15 protein-coding genes are annotated in these 17,534 nt (G+C 59.6%); 6 read left to right on the forward strand and 9 right to left on the reverse strand.

What is annotated here, in order from left to right:
* Positions 1 to 127: 127 nt before the first annotated feature.
* Positions 128 to 853: a 4'-phosphopantetheinyl transferase family protein gene (locus tag GXB78_RS11345; protein ID WP_329515451.1), complete on the forward strand. Its 726-nt coding sequence runs from the start codon at positions 128 to 130 to the stop codon at positions 851 to 853.
* A 106-nt stretch (positions 854 to 959) separates the two neighbouring features.
* Here GXB78_RS11345 and GXB78_RS11350 read toward each other — a convergent pair whose 3' ends face one another.
* Positions 960 to 2,570: an ATP-binding protein gene (locus GXB78_RS11350; RefSeq protein ID WP_329515452.1), complete on the reverse strand. Its 1,611-nt coding sequence runs from the start codon at positions 2,568 to 2,570 to the stop codon at positions 960 to 962.
* On the reverse strand, positions 2,567 to 3,289 hold the full coding sequence (locus GXB78_RS11355) for a response regulator (RefSeq protein WP_329515453.1): 723 nt from the start codon (positions 3,287 to 3,289) through the stop codon (positions 2,567 to 2,569). Before GXB78_RS11355 ends, GXB78_RS11350 begins: the two co-directional genes overlap by 4 nt.
* 855 nt (positions 3,290 to 4,144) lie before the next feature.
* On the opposite strand from GXB78_RS11355, the gene GXB78_RS11360 reads away from it, so the two are divergent.
* Positions 4,145 to 7,039 carry a ribonucleoside-diphosphate reductase subunit alpha gene (locus GXB78_RS11360; protein ID WP_024013986.1) on the forward strand — a complete coding sequence of 965 codons (2,895 nt, stop codon included), beginning with the start codon at positions 4,145 to 4,147 and terminating at the stop codon, positions 7,037 to 7,039.
* A 1,083-nt stretch (positions 7,040 to 8,122) separates the two neighbouring features.
* On the opposite strand, the gene flgE is transcribed toward GXB78_RS11360, so the two are convergent.
* The 6 genes from flgE to GXB78_RS11390 all read right to left on the reverse strand — a co-directional run bounded on the left by flgE (position 8,123) and on the right by GXB78_RS11390 (position 13,237).
* On the reverse strand, positions 8,123 to 9,457 hold the full coding sequence (flgE, locus tag GXB78_RS11365; RefSeq protein WP_329515454.1) for a flagellar hook protein FlgE: 1,335 nt from the start codon (positions 9,455 to 9,457) through the stop codon (positions 8,123 to 8,125).
* A 31-nt stretch (positions 9,458 to 9,488) separates the two neighbouring features.
* Complete coding sequence (gene flgD, locus GXB78_RS11370) at positions 9,489 to 10,217, reverse strand: flagellar hook assembly protein FlgD (RefSeq protein ID WP_329515455.1); 729 nt, start codon at positions 10,215 to 10,217, stop codon at positions 9,489 to 9,491.
* A gap of 15 nt (positions 10,218 to 10,232) precedes the next feature.
* Complete coding sequence (flgC, locus tag GXB78_RS11375) at positions 10,233 to 10,676, reverse strand: flagellar basal body rod protein FlgC (protein WP_186552329.1); 444 nt, start codon at positions 10,674 to 10,676, stop codon at positions 10,233 to 10,235.
* Positions 10,677 to 10,679: 3 nt separating this feature from the next.
* Positions 10,680 to 11,090 (reverse strand): flagellar basal body rod protein FlgB, encoded by a 411-nt coding sequence (gene flgB, locus GXB78_RS11380; protein ID WP_016773613.1) that lies wholly within the window; start codon positions 11,088 to 11,090, stop codon positions 10,680 to 10,682.
* Between the two features lie 340 nt (positions 11,091 to 11,430).
* A complete protein-coding gene (gene cheR / locus GXB78_RS11385) occupies positions 11,431 to 12,258 on the reverse strand; it encodes a protein-glutamate O-methyltransferase CheR (protein ID WP_016773612.1) in 828 nt (275 codons plus the stop codon).
* A 46-nt stretch (positions 12,259 to 12,304) separates the two neighbouring features.
* Positions 12,305 to 13,237, reverse strand: coding sequence for a chemotaxis protein CheV (locus GXB78_RS11390; RefSeq protein WP_016773611.1), 933 nt, complete (start codon positions 13,235 to 13,237; stop codon positions 12,305 to 12,307).
* Positions 13,238 to 13,319: 82 nt separating this feature from the next.
* Here GXB78_RS11390 and flgA point away from each other — a divergent pair, with 82 nt between their 5' ends.
* The 4 genes from flgA to GXB78_RS11410 all read left to right on the forward strand — a co-directional run bounded on the left by flgA (position 13,320) and on the right by GXB78_RS11410 (position 15,925).
* A complete protein-coding gene (gene flgA / locus GXB78_RS11395; protein WP_329515456.1) occupies positions 13,320 to 14,081 on the forward strand; it encodes a flagellar basal body P-ring formation chaperone FlgA in 762 nt (253 codons plus the stop codon).
* 162 nt (positions 14,082 to 14,243) lie between these two features.
* The gene (flgM, locus tag GXB78_RS11400) at positions 14,244 to 14,570 is read left to right on the forward strand and encodes a flagellar biosynthesis anti-sigma factor FlgM (RefSeq protein ID WP_329515457.1); all 327 of its coding nucleotides are present in this window, start codon (positions 14,244 to 14,246) and stop codon (positions 14,568 to 14,570) included.
* 48 nt (positions 14,571 to 14,618) lie between these two features.
* Complete coding sequence (locus GXB78_RS11405; RefSeq protein WP_041479278.1) at positions 14,619 to 15,086, forward strand: flagella synthesis protein FlgN; 468 nt, start codon at positions 14,619 to 14,621, stop codon at positions 15,084 to 15,086.
* A gap of 92 nt (positions 15,087 to 15,178) precedes the next feature.
* Positions 15,179 to 15,925 (forward strand): flagellar brake protein, encoded by a 747-nt coding sequence (locus tag GXB78_RS11410; RefSeq protein WP_253504530.1) that lies wholly within the window; start codon positions 15,179 to 15,181, stop codon positions 15,923 to 15,925.
* 186 nt (positions 15,926 to 16,111) lie between these two features.
* On the opposite strand, the gene GXB78_RS11415 is transcribed toward GXB78_RS11410, so the two are convergent.
* Positions 16,112 to 17,491 (reverse strand): MFS transporter, encoded by a 1,380-nt coding sequence (locus tag GXB78_RS11415; protein WP_329515458.1) that lies wholly within the window; start codon positions 17,489 to 17,491, stop codon positions 16,112 to 16,114.
* Between the last annotated feature and the right edge of the window lie 43 nt (positions 17,492 to 17,534).

Below are 17,534 nucleotides of genomic sequence, written 5' to 3' on the forward strand. Positions count from 1 at the left end.
ACCTTCTCGCTGACAGATATCAGCAGGTTTTTTTGGGGGCGCTTCGCGCCCCAGCGGGAGCAAGCTCCCTCGCCACAAAAACAGGGCCTACTGTTCAGCCTCGAAGCTAACCGGCAAAATGCCCGCCATGCATACCACCCCCGCCCTGCCCGCCTGCTGCACCGCGCTCGACAGCCATTGGCCGTTGCCGACGCGGTTGGCCGACACCGTGCTGCTCAGCACCCATTTCAATCCGGCGCAGTTGCTCGCCGATGACTTTCAGCGCAGCGCTGTGCTGGCGCCGCCGAGCATCCAGCGCTCGGTGGCCAAGCGTCAGGCCGAGTTTCTCGCCGGGCGCATTTGCGCCCGTGCCGCGCTGCACCAACTCGAAGGCTTGAACTTCATCCCGCCGATCGGCGAAGACCGCGCGCCGGTGTGGCCAGCGCATATCTGCGGTTCGATCACTCACAGCACCGGCCGTGCGGCAGCGATTGTTGCCAACAAGCAGCACTGGCGAGGCTTGGGCATGGATCTGGAAAACCTGCTGAGCCATGAGCGCGCCGAACGTCTGGCCGGGGAAATTCTCACCCCGGCGGAATTGCAGCGCATGGCGGCTGGATCTCAGGATCAGGTGGCGCTGCTGGTAACCCTGACGTTTTCAGTGAAAGAGAGTCTGTTCAAAGCGCTGTACCCGATCGTGCAGCAGCGCTTTTATTTCGAGCATGCCGAGGTGTTGGAGTGGACTGAGGCGGGTCAGGTCAGGCTGCGCTTGTTGACTGATTTATCCAGCGAATGGCGCAACGGATCGGAGCTTGAAGCGCAGTTCGGGGTGCAGGATGGGCAGTTGTTGAGTCTGGTCAGTATTCAAGCCTGAAGTTTTGCATTGCCAGTTGTGGCCCCTTCGCGAGCAGGCTCGCTCCCACAGGGATTGCATTGCAAATGTGGGAGCGAGCCTGCTCGCGAATGCGGTATCCCGAATCTCAACGGCGCTCCTGGTTCCTCGGCCAACTCAGACTGAAACACGCCCCGCCCAGGCTCTTGCTCTTGCCAATGATCGCGCGGCCGTCGTGCCAGTGAATGATCCGCCGCACAATCGACAATCCCAGACCATGCCCGCCCGAGGCCCGCGTGCGGCTGTCGTCGAGGCGTAGAAACGGCGTGAAGATCCTCTCCCAGGCCACTTCCGGCACCCCCGGCCCGTCGTCCTCGACGTCGATTCGACAGCGCAACTGGCCGACCTGATAACTCACCGTCACCTGTGATTGCGCATGGCGCATGGCGTTGCCCACCAGATTCTGCAGGGCCCGATGCAGATAACGCGGCTCGGCCTCGACCCAGGCGCCGTCGTTGTCAGCGGATGACAGACACAAACCGCGCTGCACCGTGACTTCGGCGCGCAGCGGCGCCAGTTCTTCAATCACCTGATTGACCAGCGCATCCAGATCGATGCGCTGGAAGGTCAGCGCCGGCGAGCCCTGCTCCAGTCGCGCGTAGGTGAGCATTTCGTCGACCAGCTTATCGAGGTCTTCGATGTCGTGATCCATGCCTTCGCGGTATTTCTCCAGCGCTTGCGGCGTAGTCGCCGTGCCGATCATTTCCAGACCAAAACGCAGCCGCGCGACTGGCGTGCGCAGTTCATGGGACACCGCGCGTACCAGTTCACGCTGGATCGCCAGCAACTGCTGCAAGTGCTCGGCCATGCCGTTGAACGCCGACGCCAGCCGCCCGACCGAGTCGGCACCGCGTGCTGGTACGCGGGTCTCCAGACTGCCCTTGGCGATGCGCGTGGCCGCTGCTTCGAGGCCGCGCAAACGCCGCTCGAGCTGACGCACCAGCAGATAGACGATAAGACCGATCAGCGTCAGCCCCAGCGCGGCGATCAGCACCAGCCATTCCGGCGGGTAAGGATTCATCTGATACAACGGGCCGATTTCCAGCACCCACGGCGTACCGACCATGCCAGCGAACACGCGGATCGAATCGCCGCCCTTGCCCAGCGCCATCACCGTATCGCCCTCGGCCACGCGGCGGCTCTGGTCCTCGTCCATGTCGGCATCATTCACCGTGACCAGCCGCAAGTCGAAGCCGAAACCCTTTTCCTGCTTTATCTGCGCCAGACGTTTGGGCTGTTCGCCGACCGGCACCCGCACCAGTTCATCGGCGAGCAGATAAATAGTCGCCCGGGCCAGTTGCTCGCTGATCTGCTGCACCTCTCCTACCAGTACAAGCTGCTCTTTCTCACTGACCAGTCGATAGACCTTCGCCGCGTGCGGACCGGTCTGTTCGACCAGCGCCTGACCGCGCAGCACACGGGTGCGCTGGGCCATATCGAGTTCGCTTTCGGTGAATTTCTTCAGTGTCAGCGGAATGCCCAGCAGGCGCTCCCACACCAGCAGCGCACGATGGCGCTCGGTCTGGTTCATCGGTTGCAGGTTGTCGGCCATCAGCGAGAAGGTGCCGTGGGCCAGACGCTCGCGGTATTGCTCGCTGCGCACCTGATTGAGCAGGTTCAGCGCCAGCACACCGAGCACCGCCACCAGAATCAGCGCGGCGCACATGCCGCCGTAGATGCGCAGGAAAATCGAATTCACAGCGCCAGGTCTGCGCAGGCTTCAGGGACGAACAGGTAGCCTTTGCTGCGGATGGTCTTGATCAGGCGCGGATGGTCGGGGTCATCGCCGATTTTCGGGCGGATGCGTGAGATGCGCACGTCGATCGAGCGATCCTGGCCGTCGTAGCCGATGCCACGCAATGCGGTAAAGATTTCTTCGCGCGACAGAATCCGCCCGGCATTAGAGACCAGCAGCCAGAGCAGGTCGAACTCGGCGCTGGTCAACTCGATGCCGTTGTCGCTCAACCAGGCTTCACGCAACGCGTTGTCGACCACCAGCGGACCGAATTGCAGACGACGGGATTTTTCCGCGACCGGCTCCGGTGTGTCACTGCGTCGCAGCAACGCCTGGATCCGCGCCAGCAACAAGCGCGGACGCACCGGTTTGCACACGTAATCGTCGGCACCGAGGTCGAGGCCGTGGATCTGGTCGGCGTCGTCGGTGCGCGCGGTGAGCATCAGGATCGGCCCGTCGTACCGGTCGCGCACCTTGCGGCAGATGCTCAGGCCATCCTCGCCGGGCAGCATCAGGTCGAGGATCACCAGATCCGGTTGCTCGTTGATGATCCGCGCCGCCGCCAGCGCACCGTTGCCTTCGATCTCCACGCGCAGGCCATTGGCTTGCAGGTAATCGCGGGTCAGCTCGGCCAGTCGCTGGTCATCCTCGACGATCAATACCTGCCAGGTTTGTTGCTCCACCGGTGACCTCTGCTTGCTGTTTTTATTGATATATGAAGGTTTCGCTGAATGAACGCGGTTCAGGTAGGAGCTGACGAGTGAAACGAGGCTGCGATCTTTTGATCTTGCTCTTGAAAAATCACAATCAAAAGATCGCAGCCTTCGGCAGCTCCTACACGAGTCCTCCCGTTCATTTGTCATGTTTCGGGAGGATAAATATGCCCGTGCAGCCAGCGTTTGTATAAACGTCGGTCACCCGGAAAACAAGTCGGTAAATGCGTTCGGACAAGGCGGAATTCTGTGATAGGGTTCGCGCCCTTAAAAAACCGCTGAAGCGTTTTTCCGGGCAAAAAAACAGTGACAAACGGTCAGGCTCAGCAGGTTCGCGGCCTACACGCGTTTTCCCTGTTTCTTACACAAATTACGCACAGGCTTATCCACAGGTAGTACGTTGCAATCCCCCCCTGAAACGCATTATCTTGTAGCACGGCGAAAACGGAGACCCTACATATAGGGTTTTCGCCTAAAACGCCCAACCACATTTCAGACCTGAAACTCAAGTGCTTTATGGTGAGTTTCGGGTTGAACGAGCGAGTTTTTTCAAGCCCAAACCGCGCTGGCGGATGGCACCGTTTTATTTGGTCCGAAACGGACGAAACGGTATGGGTGTTGCAGTCATGACTGTCACCCGCGAAGGAATCCGGAAGCGAGCTTGTGCTTGCGACCAAAACTTCGGCAAGGATGCGGCGTTGCAGCCTTTTTCCTACTGTTCCGAAGTTTGTAATGCCGACGCCCGTCGGTTGCAGTGCTTCGGTACAGAACGGTGAGCACCACGACGGTGCCAAACAAACATAGAGAATGTGGAGACCACCCCCCATGCAAACCGACACAACTCGCGAGAACCCGCAGGGCACCTTGCCGCAGGCCGCCGATTCGACTTCGGATCTGGCAGCCACCGCGCCTGGCCAGCTGCGCGTGATCAAGCGTAATGGCACTGTCGTTCCTTACACCGATGACAAGATCACCGTCGCTATCACCAAAGCGTTTCTCGCAGTTGAGGGCGGCACCGCTGCCGCTTCGTCGCGAATCCACGACACTGTTGCGCGCCTGACCGAACAGGTCACCGCGACCTTCAAGCGTCGCATGCCATCGGGTGGCACCATCCACATCGAAGAAATCCAGGACCAGGTCGAACTGGCCCTGATGCGCGCCGGCGAGCAGAAAGTCGCGCGTGACTACGTGATCTACCGTGACGGCCGCTCGAAAGAACGCGCTGCCCACGCCCCCGCCGAAGCCGCCGTCAACGCGCACCCGTCGATCCGCATTACCCGCGCCGACGGCAGCCTCGCGCCGCTGGACATGGGCCGCCTGAACACCATCGTCACCGAGGCCTGCGAAGGTTTGGAAGAAGTCGACGGCGATCTGATCCAGCGCGAAACCCTGAAGAACCTGTACGACGGCGTGGCCCTGACCGACGTCAACACCGCGCTGGTGATGACTGCCCGTACTTTGGTCGAGCGCGAGCCGAACTACTCGTTCGTCACCGCCCGCCTGCTGATGGACACTCTGCGTGCCGAAGGCCTGAACTTCCTCGAAGTCGCCGAAAGCGCCACCCATCACGAAATGGCCGACCTGTACGCCAAGGCACTGCCGGCCTACATCGCCAAAGGTATCGAGTTCGAACTGCTGAACCCTGTGCTGGCCACCTTCGACCTGGAAAAACTGGGCAAGGCGATCAACCACGAACGCGATCAGCAATTTACCTACCTCGGCCTGCAGACCCTGTACGACCGTTACTTCATCCATAAGGACGGCGTGCGTTTCGAACTGCCGCAGATCTTCTTCATGCGCGTGGCCATGGGTCTTGCGATCGAAGAGAAGCAGAAAGAAGACCGTGCGATCGAGTTCTACAACCTGCTGTCCTCGTTCGACTACATGGCTTCGACCCCGACCCTGTTCAACGCCGGCACCCTGCGTCCACAGCTGTCGAGCTGCTACCTGACCACCGTGCCGGATGACCTGTCGGGCATCTATCACGCGATCCACGACAACGCCATGCTGTCGAAATTTGCCGGCGGTCTGGGCAACGACTGGACGCCGGTGCGTGCGCTGGGTTCGTACATCAAGGGCACCAACGGCAAGTCGCAAGGCGTTGTCCCGTTCCTCAAAGTAGTGAACGACACCGCTGTGGCCGTGAACCAGGGTGGCAAGCGCAAAGGCGCTGTGTGTGCCTACCTGGAAACCTGGCACATGGACATCGAAGAGTTCATCGAGCTGCGCAAGAACACCGGTGATGATCGTCGTCGTACCCACGACATGAACACCGCCAACTGGATCCCTGACCTGTTCATGAAGCGTGTCTTCGATGATGGCAAGTGGACCCTGTTCTCGCCATCCGAAGTACCGGACCTGCACGACCTGACCGGTAAAGCCTTCGAAGAGCGCTACGAGTACTACGAAGCGCTGACCGAGTACCCGGGCAAGGTCAAGCTGTTCAAGACCATCCAGGCCAAAGACCTGTGGCGCAAGATGCTGTCCATGCTGTTCGAAACCGGCCACCCATGGCTGACTTTCAAAGACCCGTGCAACCTGCGCAGCCCGCAGCAGCACGTCGGCGTGGTCCACAGCTCGAACCTGTGCACCGAGATTACCTTGAACACCAACAAGGACGAGATCGCCGTTTGCAACCTGGGCTCGATCAACCTGCCGAACCACATCGTCGACGGCAAGCTCGATACCGCCAAGCTGCAACGCACCGTGAACACCGCCGTGCGCATGCTCGATAACGTGATCGACATCAACTACTACTCGGTGCCGCAAGCGAAGAACTCCAACTTCCGCCACCGTCCGGTCGGTCTGGGCATCATGGGCTTCCAGGACGCTCTGTACCTGCAGCACATCGCCTACGGCTCCGACGCTGCCGTCGAGTTCGCCGACAAGTCGATGGAAGCGGTCAGCTACTACGCGATCCAGGCTTCCTGCGACCTGGCCGACGAGCGCGGCGCCTACGAGACGTTCAACGGTTCGCTGTGGTCCAAGGGCATCCTGCCACTGGATTCGCAACAGATCCTGATCGAACAGCGTGGCGAGAAGTACATCGACGTCGACCTGAAGGAAACCCTCGACTGGGCACCGGTTCGCGCCCGTGTACAGAAAGGTATCCGTAACTCGAACATCATGGCCATCGCCCCGACCGCGACCATCGCCAACATCACCGGCGTCTCGCAGTCGATCGAACCGACCTACCAGAACCTGTATGTGAAATCGAACCTGTCGGGCGAATTCACCGTGATCAACCCGTACCTGGTTCGCGACCTGAAAGCTCGCGGTCTGTGGGACTCGGTAATGATCAACGACCTGAAGTACTACGACGGTTCGGTGCAGCAGATCGAGCGCATCCCGCAAGAACTCAAAGAGCTCTACGCGACCGCGTTCGAAGTGGACACCAAGTGGATCGTTGACGCCGCCAGCCGTCGTCAGAAGTGGATCGACCAGGCCCAGTCGCTGAACCTGTACATCGCCGGCGCATCGGGCAAGAAGCTCGACGTGACCTACCGCATGGCCTGGTACCGTGGTCTGAAAACCACTTACTACCTCCGTGCCCTGGCCGCGACCAGCACCGAGAAGTCGACCATCAACACCGGTAAGCTGAACGCTGTTTCCAGCGGCGGCAACCACGGCGACGATTCGGTTCTGGCCGCTCCGGCAGGTCCGGCGCCAGTGCCAAAGGCTTGCGCGATCGACGAGCCGGATTGCGAAGCTTGCCAATAAGCTGAGCTGATTTCAGGCGTTGCGAGACGCCTGGGATCTTCAGACAAAAGAAAACCCCCGACAGACTTCTGGTTTGTTGGGGGTTTTGTTTTTTGGCGGCCTTGGCGGCCTCTGGGCCGACCAGGCTCTTGGGGTTTTGGGTGAATATCCGTTTTCTCGGTGCTGCGGCTGGCGGTTTCGCTTTTACAGCGAGTCACCTTTTCCAAACGCCGAAAAGGTAACCCAAAAGGCTTTGCCCCGGCGTACGGCCCGCTCGCTGGGGCTCGGGGTTCCTTCGTTACGGGATCGATCCGGGCGCAGCGTCTCCGGTTTGCTCCGCTGCACCTCCTCCCGCTGTGTACGACTGCGTCGTACGGTCGCTGCGCTCCCACGCCCGGATCGATCCCGTAACGAAGCCTGCCGAAGGGGCGGAAGATCAAGAGCCAAAGCAAAGCAAAAGCAAAAGCAAAAGCCAGATCAAGAGCCCCTCACCCTAACCCTCTCCCGGAGGGAGAGGGGACTGACCGGGTTGTTTGGGCGAAGTACGCCGACCTGAGATACCGAGTCGAATGCAGATTTCGAACAATTCAGAAATCGGCTCCCTCTCCCTCGGGAGAGGGCTGGGGTGAGGGGCGAATCCACCACAACTCCAAAGCCAACCGCACGCCCTTCACGACTCAACACAATGAGCGTTAGCTCGAGTGCCGCTTTTGATCTTGATCCACGGGCGACTTCGGAAGGCTGAGTGGAGGGATTGATCCGGGCGTGGGAGCGCAGCGACCGTACGACGCAGTCGTACACAGCGCAAGGAGGTGCAGCGAAGCAAACCGGAGCCGCTGCGCCCGGATCGATCCCGCAGCGAAGGAACCCGAGCCTGCGAGGGCCGAACGCAGGAGCAAGCCTTTTTGGGTACTTTTTTCTGGGCCGGCATTCCGGGCGTCTGGAAAAAGTGCCTCGCCGTAAGGGCGAAACCGCCAGCAGCCGCTACCGAAGCAACGGATATTCACCCAAAGCCCCAAGAGCCTGGTCGGCCCACAGGCCGCCAAGGCCAAAAAAAAGCCCCTCAAAACCGAGGGGCCCAAAAAAACCAGTCAGAAACCCGAATCAGGTCATCTGAATAATGGTCTGCATAATCGTGCTCTGCGTCGAAATGGTCTTGGCGTTCGCCTGATAGTTGCTCTGACCCTTGATCAGATCAACCAGCTCATTGGTCAGGTTAACGTTCGACTCTTCCAGCGAGTTGGACACCACCTCACCCAATGTACCGGTCTTCGGCGCGTCGTAACCCGGAATACCCGAAGCGAAAGTCTCTTTCCAACTGGTGCCCCCAACCGCCTGCAGGCCCTGTTCGTTGGTGAAGCTGGCCAGCGCAACCTGGCCGATCGCCTTGCTCTGGTTGTTGCTGAAGTTGGCAAACAGCGTACCGGTGCCATCGATCGTCAGGTTGGTGATCTGGCCGGTGGCGTAACCATCCTGAGTCGGAATCGTACGCGAGGTATCAGCGTTGAACTGGGTGGTCTTGGCCATCGAAATGGTCACGCCATTCGGGTTCGCTGCCGCGCCGTTAGGCGTGAACACGCCATTGGTCACAGTGCCCGGCACCCAGCCGGTCAGTTTCAGATCACTGCTGATGATCGGGTTGGCTGGATCCGCCGGGTTGGGTGTGCTCACCTGAACCAGCTTGCCGGAACTGTCGAACGACAATGTCGAGGCAACCGGCGCAGTGGTCACCGGATTGCTACCGGTAGCATCCGGGTTGCGGCCATCGACCAGGGTGTAAACCTTCCAGGTGTTTTCGCCAGTCTTGACCATGTACTGATCCATGACGTGGGAGTTGCCCTGGGTGTCATAGATCGGTGTGCTGAAGGATTTGGTGTAAGTCTCAGGCTTCGACGGATCAAACTTGACGGCGCTGGCGCCGGTGTCGACGATCACTGGCGCCGACGAGTTGAGGTTGATGCTCGAGGTCACCGACGAAGACGACTTCGGCGCCAGGTTCGAGGTGTCGATCTTCAGATCGGTCAACACGCCGTTGATGATCTTGCCGTTGGCATCTACACCGTAACCCTGCAGACGCGAGGTGTAGTCGGTGTTGGTGATGAAACCGTTGTTGTCGACCTTGAACGTACCGGCACGGGTATAGGAAATCGAGCCGTTGTTGCTCATGGTGAAGAAACCGGAACCGTTGATACCCATGTCCAGCACGTTGCCAGTGTTGTTGATGTCACCCTGGGTAAACTGCTGGGAAACGTTGGCCAAACGCACGCCGTTGCCGATGACTTTGCTGCCGCTGCCCAGACGAGTCGACGAATAGACGTCTTCGAATTCTGCGCGCGAGGATTTGAAACCGGCGGTGGCGACGTTGGCGATGTTGTTGCCGGTCACGTCGAGTTGTTTGTTGGCGGCATAGAGACCGCTAAGGCCGATGTTAAAAGACATGTTCCACTCCTTCGTGCCGGGTTAGTCGGCTCTATATACCAATGGTTTGTACTTTGGACAGGGCGACGGTGCCCTTGCCGGCCAGGTTGAGCATCAGCTCGCCACCGGTCTGGCTGATCGTCACGCTGTTGACGGTCGCTGGCAGGTAAGTCGCCAGGTCGGTCGCGGTGCCGTTGATCGGTGCGCTGGCCTTGAACGAGTAAGTGCCGACCGGAACCACGGTGCCGGCAGTGTCCTTGCCGTCCCAGGTGAAGCTGGCATCGCCGGCGGCGCGGCTGCCCAGATCGATGGTGCGCACAGCTTTGCCGTCTTTGTCGGTGATGGTCACGGTGCCGCCGGCAATCGACGACGGCACGCTGACCGAACCGGTCAGGCCTTTGCTCGGGTCATCGAGCTGGGCGGTGTTGGTCTGCACGATCACGTTGCGACCGACCAGCGACGACGCCTGCAACGCTTGCGAGGAGTTGTAGTTACCGGCAAGTCCACTCACGGTGGAGTTCAGCGTGGTGATGCCTTCAAGGCTGCTGAACTGCGCCAGTTGCGCAACGAAAGCGCTGTTGTCCTGCGGGTCGAGCGGGTTCTGGTTTTTCAGCTGGGTGACCAGCAACTGCAGGAACGCATCCTTGCCCAGCGCTTGACCGCCAGTGGCACTGTTGGTCGCCGAGGCGATGCCGCCCGGAGTCGTGCTGCTGGCCGTTTTCGACGAGTTGGCCAGGATGTCTTTCATGCTCAGGGTGCTGGTGGAATCCGTAACGCTCATGGCAGTCGCCCCTTATTACTGACCGAGGGTCAGTACCTTCTGCATCATGGTTTTGGCGGTGTTCATCATTTCGGCGTTGGTCTGGAACGAACGGCTCGCGGAAATCATGTCAGCCATTTCTTCCACCACGTTGACGTTCGGGTAGTAGACGTAGCCTTTAGCGTCGGCCGCCGGATGGTTCGGCTCGTAGCGCGCTTCGAGGTTGCTGTCGTCTTCAACGACACCCAGTACCTGCACGCCCTGCCCGGCCGCGTCCTGGTTCTGGAACAGCGAGTTGCTGCCGCCAGCCTGGCCGCCCTGGAACATGGTGGCGAATACCGGGTGACGGGCGCGGTAGGTCTGGTCGATGCTCGACGAAACGGTTTCGGCGTTGGCGATGTTCGACGCCACGGTGTTCAGACGGGTGGTCTGCGCGCTCATGCCGCTGCCGGCAATGTTGAAAACGCTGGACAGGGACATGGATTATTCTCCGCGCAGGGCTGACACCAGCCCTTTGAATTTGCTGTTGAGCAAGGTGAAGCTGGCCTGGAAGCCGACGGCGTTTTCCGCGTAGTTGGACTGTTCCAGTTGAGCGTCGACGGTGTTCTGGTCGATCGAAGGCTGCATCGGCGTGCGATACATCAGCGACTCGTCGCCATTGCCCAGCCCTTCAGCCTCGATGTGACGGCTGTTGGTCATGTTCAGGGCAAAGTGGCCGCCGGTCTTGGTCTTCTCGGTCTGTGCTTCGAGCACTTTGGAGAAATCCAGATCCCGCGCCTTGTAGTTCGGGGTATCGGCGTTGGCGATGTTGTTGGCCAGCACTTCGGCACGCTGGGCGCGGAAGCCCAATGCCTTTTCGTGAATGCCCAGCGCTTTGTCGAAGCTGATGCTCATGTCGGGAACCTTCAGGTGACCGGTTTTTCGTATCTGAGCTTTAGCAAGCGCCGTGCCAGATGAACAAAGCCCCGTATTCCGGGGCTTTGCGCCGAACAGACAAAGCGGCAATGCCAGAAAAGCGGCAACCGGTTACCGCCGCATGCCGCTTTTCTGCCGCTAGCCGCCTGCCAACACCGAACCTGTAGGAGCTGCCGAAGGCTGCGATCTTGTGATCTTGATCTTTAAAAGCAACATCAAAAGATCGCAGCCTTCGGCAGCTCCTACATGGGGATGCGGTGTCAGGCACAAAAAACGGGAGACCTTGAGGGCCTCCCGTTTTTGTATTGCCGCGAACCGGTTATTTCGCCTTGTAGATAATCCCCGGGCTGCACTGAACCATCTGGTAATGATCCGGCAAACCGTTCAGCGCCTCGGACGCGCCAAGGAATAGATACCCGCCCGGCTTCAACGTGCTGTGAATGCGCAACAGGATGTCCTTCTTCACTTCGGCAGAGAAGTAGATCAGCACGTTGCGGCAGAACACGATATCGAACTTGCCCAGCGCTGCGTAGCTGTCGAGCAGGTTGAACGAGCGGAATTCCACCCGGCTCTTGATTGGCGCCTTGACCACCCAGCGCCCCGGCCCTTTCGGGTCGAAATAGCGTTGCAGGCGTTCCGGCGACAGACCGCGGCCGATCGCCAGGCTGTCGTACTCGCCGGTCTTGCAGTTGTTGAGCATCAGCCCCGACAGATCGGTGGCAACGATCTGCACGCCCATCTTCAACTGGCCGAGGTTGCTGCGCTCGAACTCGTCGATCGACATCGACAGCGAGTACGGTTCCTGACCCGACGAGCAGGCCGCCGACCAGATCCGCAGACGCTGGTTGGGGCTGGCCTTGATCGCTTCCGGCAGTACCTTGTTCTTCAAGACTTCAAACGGATAGGTGTCACGAAACCACAGGGTTTCGTTGGTCGTCATGGCATCGACCACCTGCTCGCGCAAACCGCTGCGCGGCTGGGTCTGGATGCGCTGGACCAGCTCACCCAAAGACTTGATGCCCTGCTGCTCCATCAGTTTGTTGAGACGGCTCGAGACCAGATACTGCTTGTTTTCACCGAGCAGAATGCCACAGGCTTTTTCCAGGAAGACCCGGAACTGTTCGAAATCCAAATTACCCGTAGACAATGATGCCGCCTCTTAAATCGTGTTGACCGCCAGGGGCAGAAGGCCCCTAGCTGATATCTGCTGCTTTGATCCGGTCGACTACCCGGGATGCGAGGTCATCAGGACGGAATTTGGCCAGAAAGTCATCAGCACCGACTTTCTTCACCATCGCCTGATTGAATACCCCCGACAACGAAGTATGCAGGATGATATGGAGCTTTTGCATGCGTGCGTCGCCGCGGATTTCCGCCGTCAGGGTGTACCCGTCCATCTCCGGCATCTCGATGTCGGAAATCATCATCAGGAACTCTTCTTCCGGCTTCTTGCCCTCGTCGACCAGCTTGCGCAGGTAATCCAGCGCCTGCTTGCCGTCGTTCAGCGCCACCACTTCGACACCTATGGTCTGCAAGCAACGCGTGACCTGCTTGCGTGCCACCGACGAGTCGTCGACCGTCAGCACCCGCAGCGATAACGCCTTGGTCTGCGTCTCGACATCGACCACGCCCACCGAAATCGCTTCCGGCGTCGGCGCCACTTCCGCCAGCACCTTCTCGACGTCGATGATTTCGACTAATTGGTTGTCGACCCGAGTCACAGCGGTCAGGTAGTGATCGCGACCGGTACCCTTGGGTGGCGGATGGATCTCTTCCCAGTTCATGTTGACGATGCGCTCCACCGAGCGGACCAGGAAACCCTGGGTCTTGGTGTTGTACTCCGTGATGATCACGAACGGACTGTTCTTGTCTTTCAACGCACCGGAGCCCGTTGCCATTGCCAGATCCAGGATCGGAATGGTCGCTCCCCGTATATTTGCTACCCCGCACACGACAGGACTGGATTTGGGCATCAACGTCAGTGACGGGCATTGCAACACTTCCCGTACCTTGAACACGTTGATCCCGTAGAGCTGCGGCCCGTCGAGACGGAACAACAGCAGCTCGAGGCGATTCTGCCCTACCAGTTGCGTGCGCTGGTTCACCGAATCCATTACACCAGCCATGCCCAGACTCCTACACCAACGCCAAGTGTTGTTGCGACGCACATTCATTGCTAAACGGCACGGCGCTTGCTTTTTAACTCGTATGAACGCTCAAACGACATTTTCCCGACGCCTGACATCTTCCCTTCGCAAAGGGCTTTGCGCGGTGTCCGCCGTTTGCTGCTTGCTTGCTGGCAGTCCTGCCAATGCAGATGCGGTTACCTTGCCTGATATGCTTATCGGCGTGACTCAGGGCTTTCTTGAATTCACCGTAGAAGACTATTTGGCTTCCAGTCAAACCGAAGGCCGCTACGAAATCGAAGTCAACCAGCTCGACCCGCGCATGCGCATGCCCATGTGCGACAAGGAATTGACAGCCACGCTGGAGAGCCCGGCGCGCCCGCTGGGCCGCGTTACCGTCAAGGTCCGCTGCGAAGGCAGCTCGCCCTGGACGGTGTTCGTACCCGCTCAAGTCCGCCTGTTTCGCGAGATCGTCACGACCACCCGTCCGCTGAAACGCGCCGGCATCATCGAGCCGCAGGACGTGACGTTGCGCGAGCGCGATGTCAGCACGATCAACCAAGGTTTCCTGACCTCGGTCGACGAAGCGATCGGGCAGAAATTGACCCGACCAACGGTCGCCGATCAGGTCATCACCCTGGTGCATCTGGAACAGGCTGAAGTGATCCGTAAAGGCGACCAGGTGGTGATCACTGCGCGCAGCGGCACCCTTGCCGTACGCATGCCGGGGGAAGCCCTCTCCAATGGGGGCATGAAAGAACAGATTCGAGTAAAAAACCTTAATTCTCAAAGAGTTATCAAGGCGCAGGTGATTGCGCCCGGGCAGGTCGAAGTGGCCATGTAAAAGCCTCGTGGAGAAAACTGGCGCCGATCCCGTCGCTTCCCTAAACTGTGCCGCAGCAGGTCTCGCAACGGCGCATGCAAGCTTATGGTTGATTGGGCCTAAAGTTTTTCAGGGGATAGCCGAAAACATGGCAAGCGTCCAAATTCCCAGAGGTTTTTTATCATGGTTATCGATTTCAACCGATTGAACAGTTCCTCGTCACTTACCGGCAGTACACGTACCAGCAACGCCAGGGAAAGCGCTGAAAACAGCCCCTCCGCGCCGCTGAATACCCAGGCCGAACCGGCCAGTGCCGCCAAAAGCGGGGAATCGGTACACCTCAGCAATGAGGCTCAACAGTTGCAGAAGGTCACTGACAAGCTGCGCGATCAGCCTGCTGTCGACAAAGCCCGCGTGGCCGAGTTGAAAGCCGCGATTGCCGATGGCAGCTATAAAGTCGACAGCAACCGTGTAGCCAGCAAACTGCTCAACTTCGAAGCCCAGCGCTAGGCTTTTGCCGGCGCCAGGCTTTTGGACGCTTAAACCCCAAGGCCAGCCATGCACGACACTAACTTATTGCAACTGATCAACGACGACTTTGCTCCAGCGCAACAATTGCTGGAGTTATTGCAAACCGAATCCCTCGCTTTGCATGGTCGCGACATGCCGTTGCTGGAAGAAATTCTGGCAACCAAGCAGGCGTTGATCATTTTGCTCGAGCAGCATGGCCGCAAGCGCAGCGAAATCCTCGCCAGCCTCAACCTGCCGACCGATCGCACAGGTCTTGAGCAACTGGCCAGCCAGTCGAGCATTGGCGACCAGTTGCTGACCCAGGGCGATGCCCTGACCGCGCTGATCGCCCAGTGCCAGGCTGCCAACGTCAAGAACGGCCAGTCGATCCAGATCCAGCAGGCGACCACGGCCAATCAGCTGAAAATCCTCACCGGCGGCGAGCCGCCAGCGCTGTACGACGCCAGCGGGACCTTTGCCAAACCGGTCAAGCCGCGAACGCTCAGCCAGGCATGAGCCATTCGGTGGCCCTGCACTATCCACCCGCGCAACATGCTGGCAAAATACTGGCCAGTCGTAGTCTTATTTTGTCTGGAGATTGAAGAACCGTGTCCAACACCCTAAGCGCGGATGATGCTCCGCAGCCTCCGAAGGTGCTCACCACGCCACTGGAAATCTCCAGCAACCTGCGCCAGCTGCAAGACAGCCACGATCCGCTGATCATCACCTTCCATGAACGCAGCCAGCGTTTTCAGAGTTACCTGATCAAGGTCGACCGTGAAACCGCGACAATTGCACTCGACGAAATGATCCCGCGCGATGGCGAGCGCTTCCTGCAAGCGGGCGAACCGTTCAAGGTCGAAGGTTTTCATGACGGCGTGCGCATCGCCTGGGAATGCAACGGCACGCTGAATATCGAAGAATCCGACGGCGACCGCTTCTACACTGGCGACCTGCCCAGCGAAGTGGTTTACCACCAGCGCCGCAACGCCTTCCGCGCTGCGTTGAAACTCACTGACCTGGTCAGCGTTGAACTGGGCGGCGAGAAGCTCAAGACCCCTCTGCACGGCAAGCTGCTGGATATTTCTGCGACCGGTTGCAAGTTCCGCTTCGAAGGCGACATCACTGACCGTCTGCAACTGGGCCAGGTCTACGATCGCCTGGTCGCCCCGCCGCTGTTCGGCAACCAACCAACATCGGTCGAGCTGCGCTACCTGCACTTCGAAGAAAAACTCAATATCACCTTTGCCGGTCTGCGCTTCCACAACATCAGTGGCCAGGCTGCGCGCAACGTCGAGCGTTTCGTTTACCAGCTGCAGCGTGAAGCGCGACGTTTCGACAAAGACGATTTCTGAGTCGCGACGATCAATAAAAAGGGCAGTCCCGCACAGGACTGCCCTTTTTTTATGCCTTCACAGCTTCTGTGGCGAGGGAGCTTGCTCCCGCTGGACTGCGCAGCAGGCCTTGCCTTCAAACAAAGAAAGGGCCGCTTCGCGCCCCAGCGGGAGCAAGCTCCCTCGCCACAGTTAGCGCGTGATATCTCAGGGTCTGCCGCCGCTGATATCCGCCGCAGGTGAGTCATCTTCATCGGCGGAATCGGTTTCGACCACTGCCTCCGGTTGGGCGACGGGGTCCGGCTCAGGATTGACCGGCGCCGGGTCCTGGACCATCTGCTCCTGCACCACCTGCTCATCGACACGCGGGTCAAGCGCCGCCACCAGCGGTGAGCTCGACATGCTGTCCGGCATTGCCACGTGATGCAGCGGTGCATCGTCGACCTGGTGCAGGTTGGTGACCGCTTTCGGACGAATCCGCCAGACCAGCACCAACGCGAAGAAGCTGAAGAACGCATACAGGCTCTGACTGCCGAGAAACTTCATCAGCACACCGGCGAGCAGCGGCCCGATGCTCGCGCCGACGCCGTAAGTCACCAGCAACATGGCGGTCAGCGACACCCGGCGATCGCCTTCGACGTGGTCGTTGGAAAACGCCACCGCCAGCGGATACAGGCAGAATTGCACCAGCGAACAGAAGAAGCCGACGACGAACAGCACCTCCAGCGGCACCTGCGGCATGATCGCCAACGGCAACGCAGCCACCGCGAGAAACCCGGCAAAGCAGCGAATCAGCAGCGCGCGGTCATAGCGGTCGGACAACCAGCCCAACGGCCATTGCACCAGCAGACCGGCAAAAATGCAGCTACCCATGAACAGACCGACCTGCTCGGTCGTCAGCCCCTGTTGCGAGGCGTAAAGCGGCGCCAGACCATAGAACGAGCCGATGATCAAACCGGCGCCGAGCACCGTGCTCAGCGATTGCGGCACGCGCTTGATAAAGAAGCGCGGCTCCATCGGCGCCGGATGCAGAGGCGCCGGGTGGATCCGCTGGGTCAGCGCCACCGGCACCAGACACAGGGCAAAGCACAGCGCCACCAGCATCAGCAGTTCCAGGCCGAGGCCGGGGTGCATGACCAGAATCAGTTGGCCGAGTACCAGGCCCAGATACGACGCGATCATGTAACCGCTGAACACCAGGCCGCGCTGATTGGCATCGGCCTGCTCGTTGAGCCAGCTCTCGATGACCATGTACTGACACATCATGCCCAGACCGACGATCGTCCGCAGCACCAGCCACGCCGGCAGCCAGTCCACCAGTCCATGGCCGAGCACCGCCGCGCCGACGATCCCGGCACACGCTGAGTAAGCACGGATATGCCCGACCCGGGCGATCAGGCGATGGCCGATCTTGCCGCCCAGCACCAGACCGAAATAGTTGGCCGCCATCAGCGCACCGACCCACAGCCCGTCGACATTGTCGGCGGCCAGACGCAAAGCCAGATAAGTAGAGAGAAGGCCGGAGCCGATCAACATCATCAGCGAGGCGAAATACAGCGCTCGAAAGGATTTCCAGATTTGGCGCATCGGCGTTCCGAGCGGCTCCTTGCAGTGAATACCGGGCTATCAC

The sequence above is a fragment of the Pseudomonas moraviensis subsp. stanleyae genome, assembly GCF_036283065.1.
In the GTDB taxonomy this organism is placed as follows: Bacteria; Pseudomonadota; Gammaproteobacteria; order Pseudomonadales; family Pseudomonadaceae; genus Aquipseudomonas; species Aquipseudomonas stanleyae.

Coding starts and splice junctions, on each gene's coding strand:
- flgA (WP_329515456.1), top strand. CDS start 13,320: ATGAACGCTCAAACGACATTTTCCCGACGCCTGACATCTTCCCTTCGC.
- flgM (WP_329515457.1), top strand. CDS start 14,244: ATGGTTATCGATTTCAACCGATTGAACAGTTCCTCGTCACTTACCGGC.
- GXB78_RS11415 (WP_329515458.1), bottom strand. CDS start 17,491: ATGCGCCAAATCTGGAAATCCTTTCGAGCGCTGTATTTCGCCTCGCTG.
- flgC (WP_186552329.1), bottom strand. CDS start 10,676: ATGTCCCTGTCCAGCGTTTTCAACATTGCCGGCAGCGGCATGAGCGCG.
- GXB78_RS11390 (WP_016773611.1), bottom strand. CDS start 13,237: ATGGCTGGTGTAATGGATTCGGTGAACCAGCGCACGCAACTGGTAGGG.
- GXB78_RS11345 (WP_329515451.1), top strand. CDS start 128: ATGCATACCACCCCCGCCCTGCCCGCCTGCTGCACCGCGCTCGACAGC.
- flgE (WP_329515454.1), bottom strand. CDS start 9,457: ATGTCTTTTAACATCGGCCTTAGCGGTCTCTATGCCGCCAACAAACAA.
- GXB78_RS11405 (WP_041479278.1), top strand. CDS start 14,619: ATGCACGACACTAACTTATTGCAACTGATCAACGACGACTTTGCTCCA.
- flgD (WP_329515455.1), bottom strand. CDS start 10,217: ATGAGCGTTACGGATTCCACCAGCACCCTGAGCATGAAAGACATCCTG.
- GXB78_RS11360 (WP_024013986.1), top strand. CDS start 4,145: ATGCAAACCGACACAACTCGCGAGAACCCGCAGGGCACCTTGCCGCAG.
- flgB (WP_016773613.1), bottom strand. CDS start 11,090: ATGAGCATCAGCTTCGACAAAGCGCTGGGCATTCACGAAAAGGCATTG.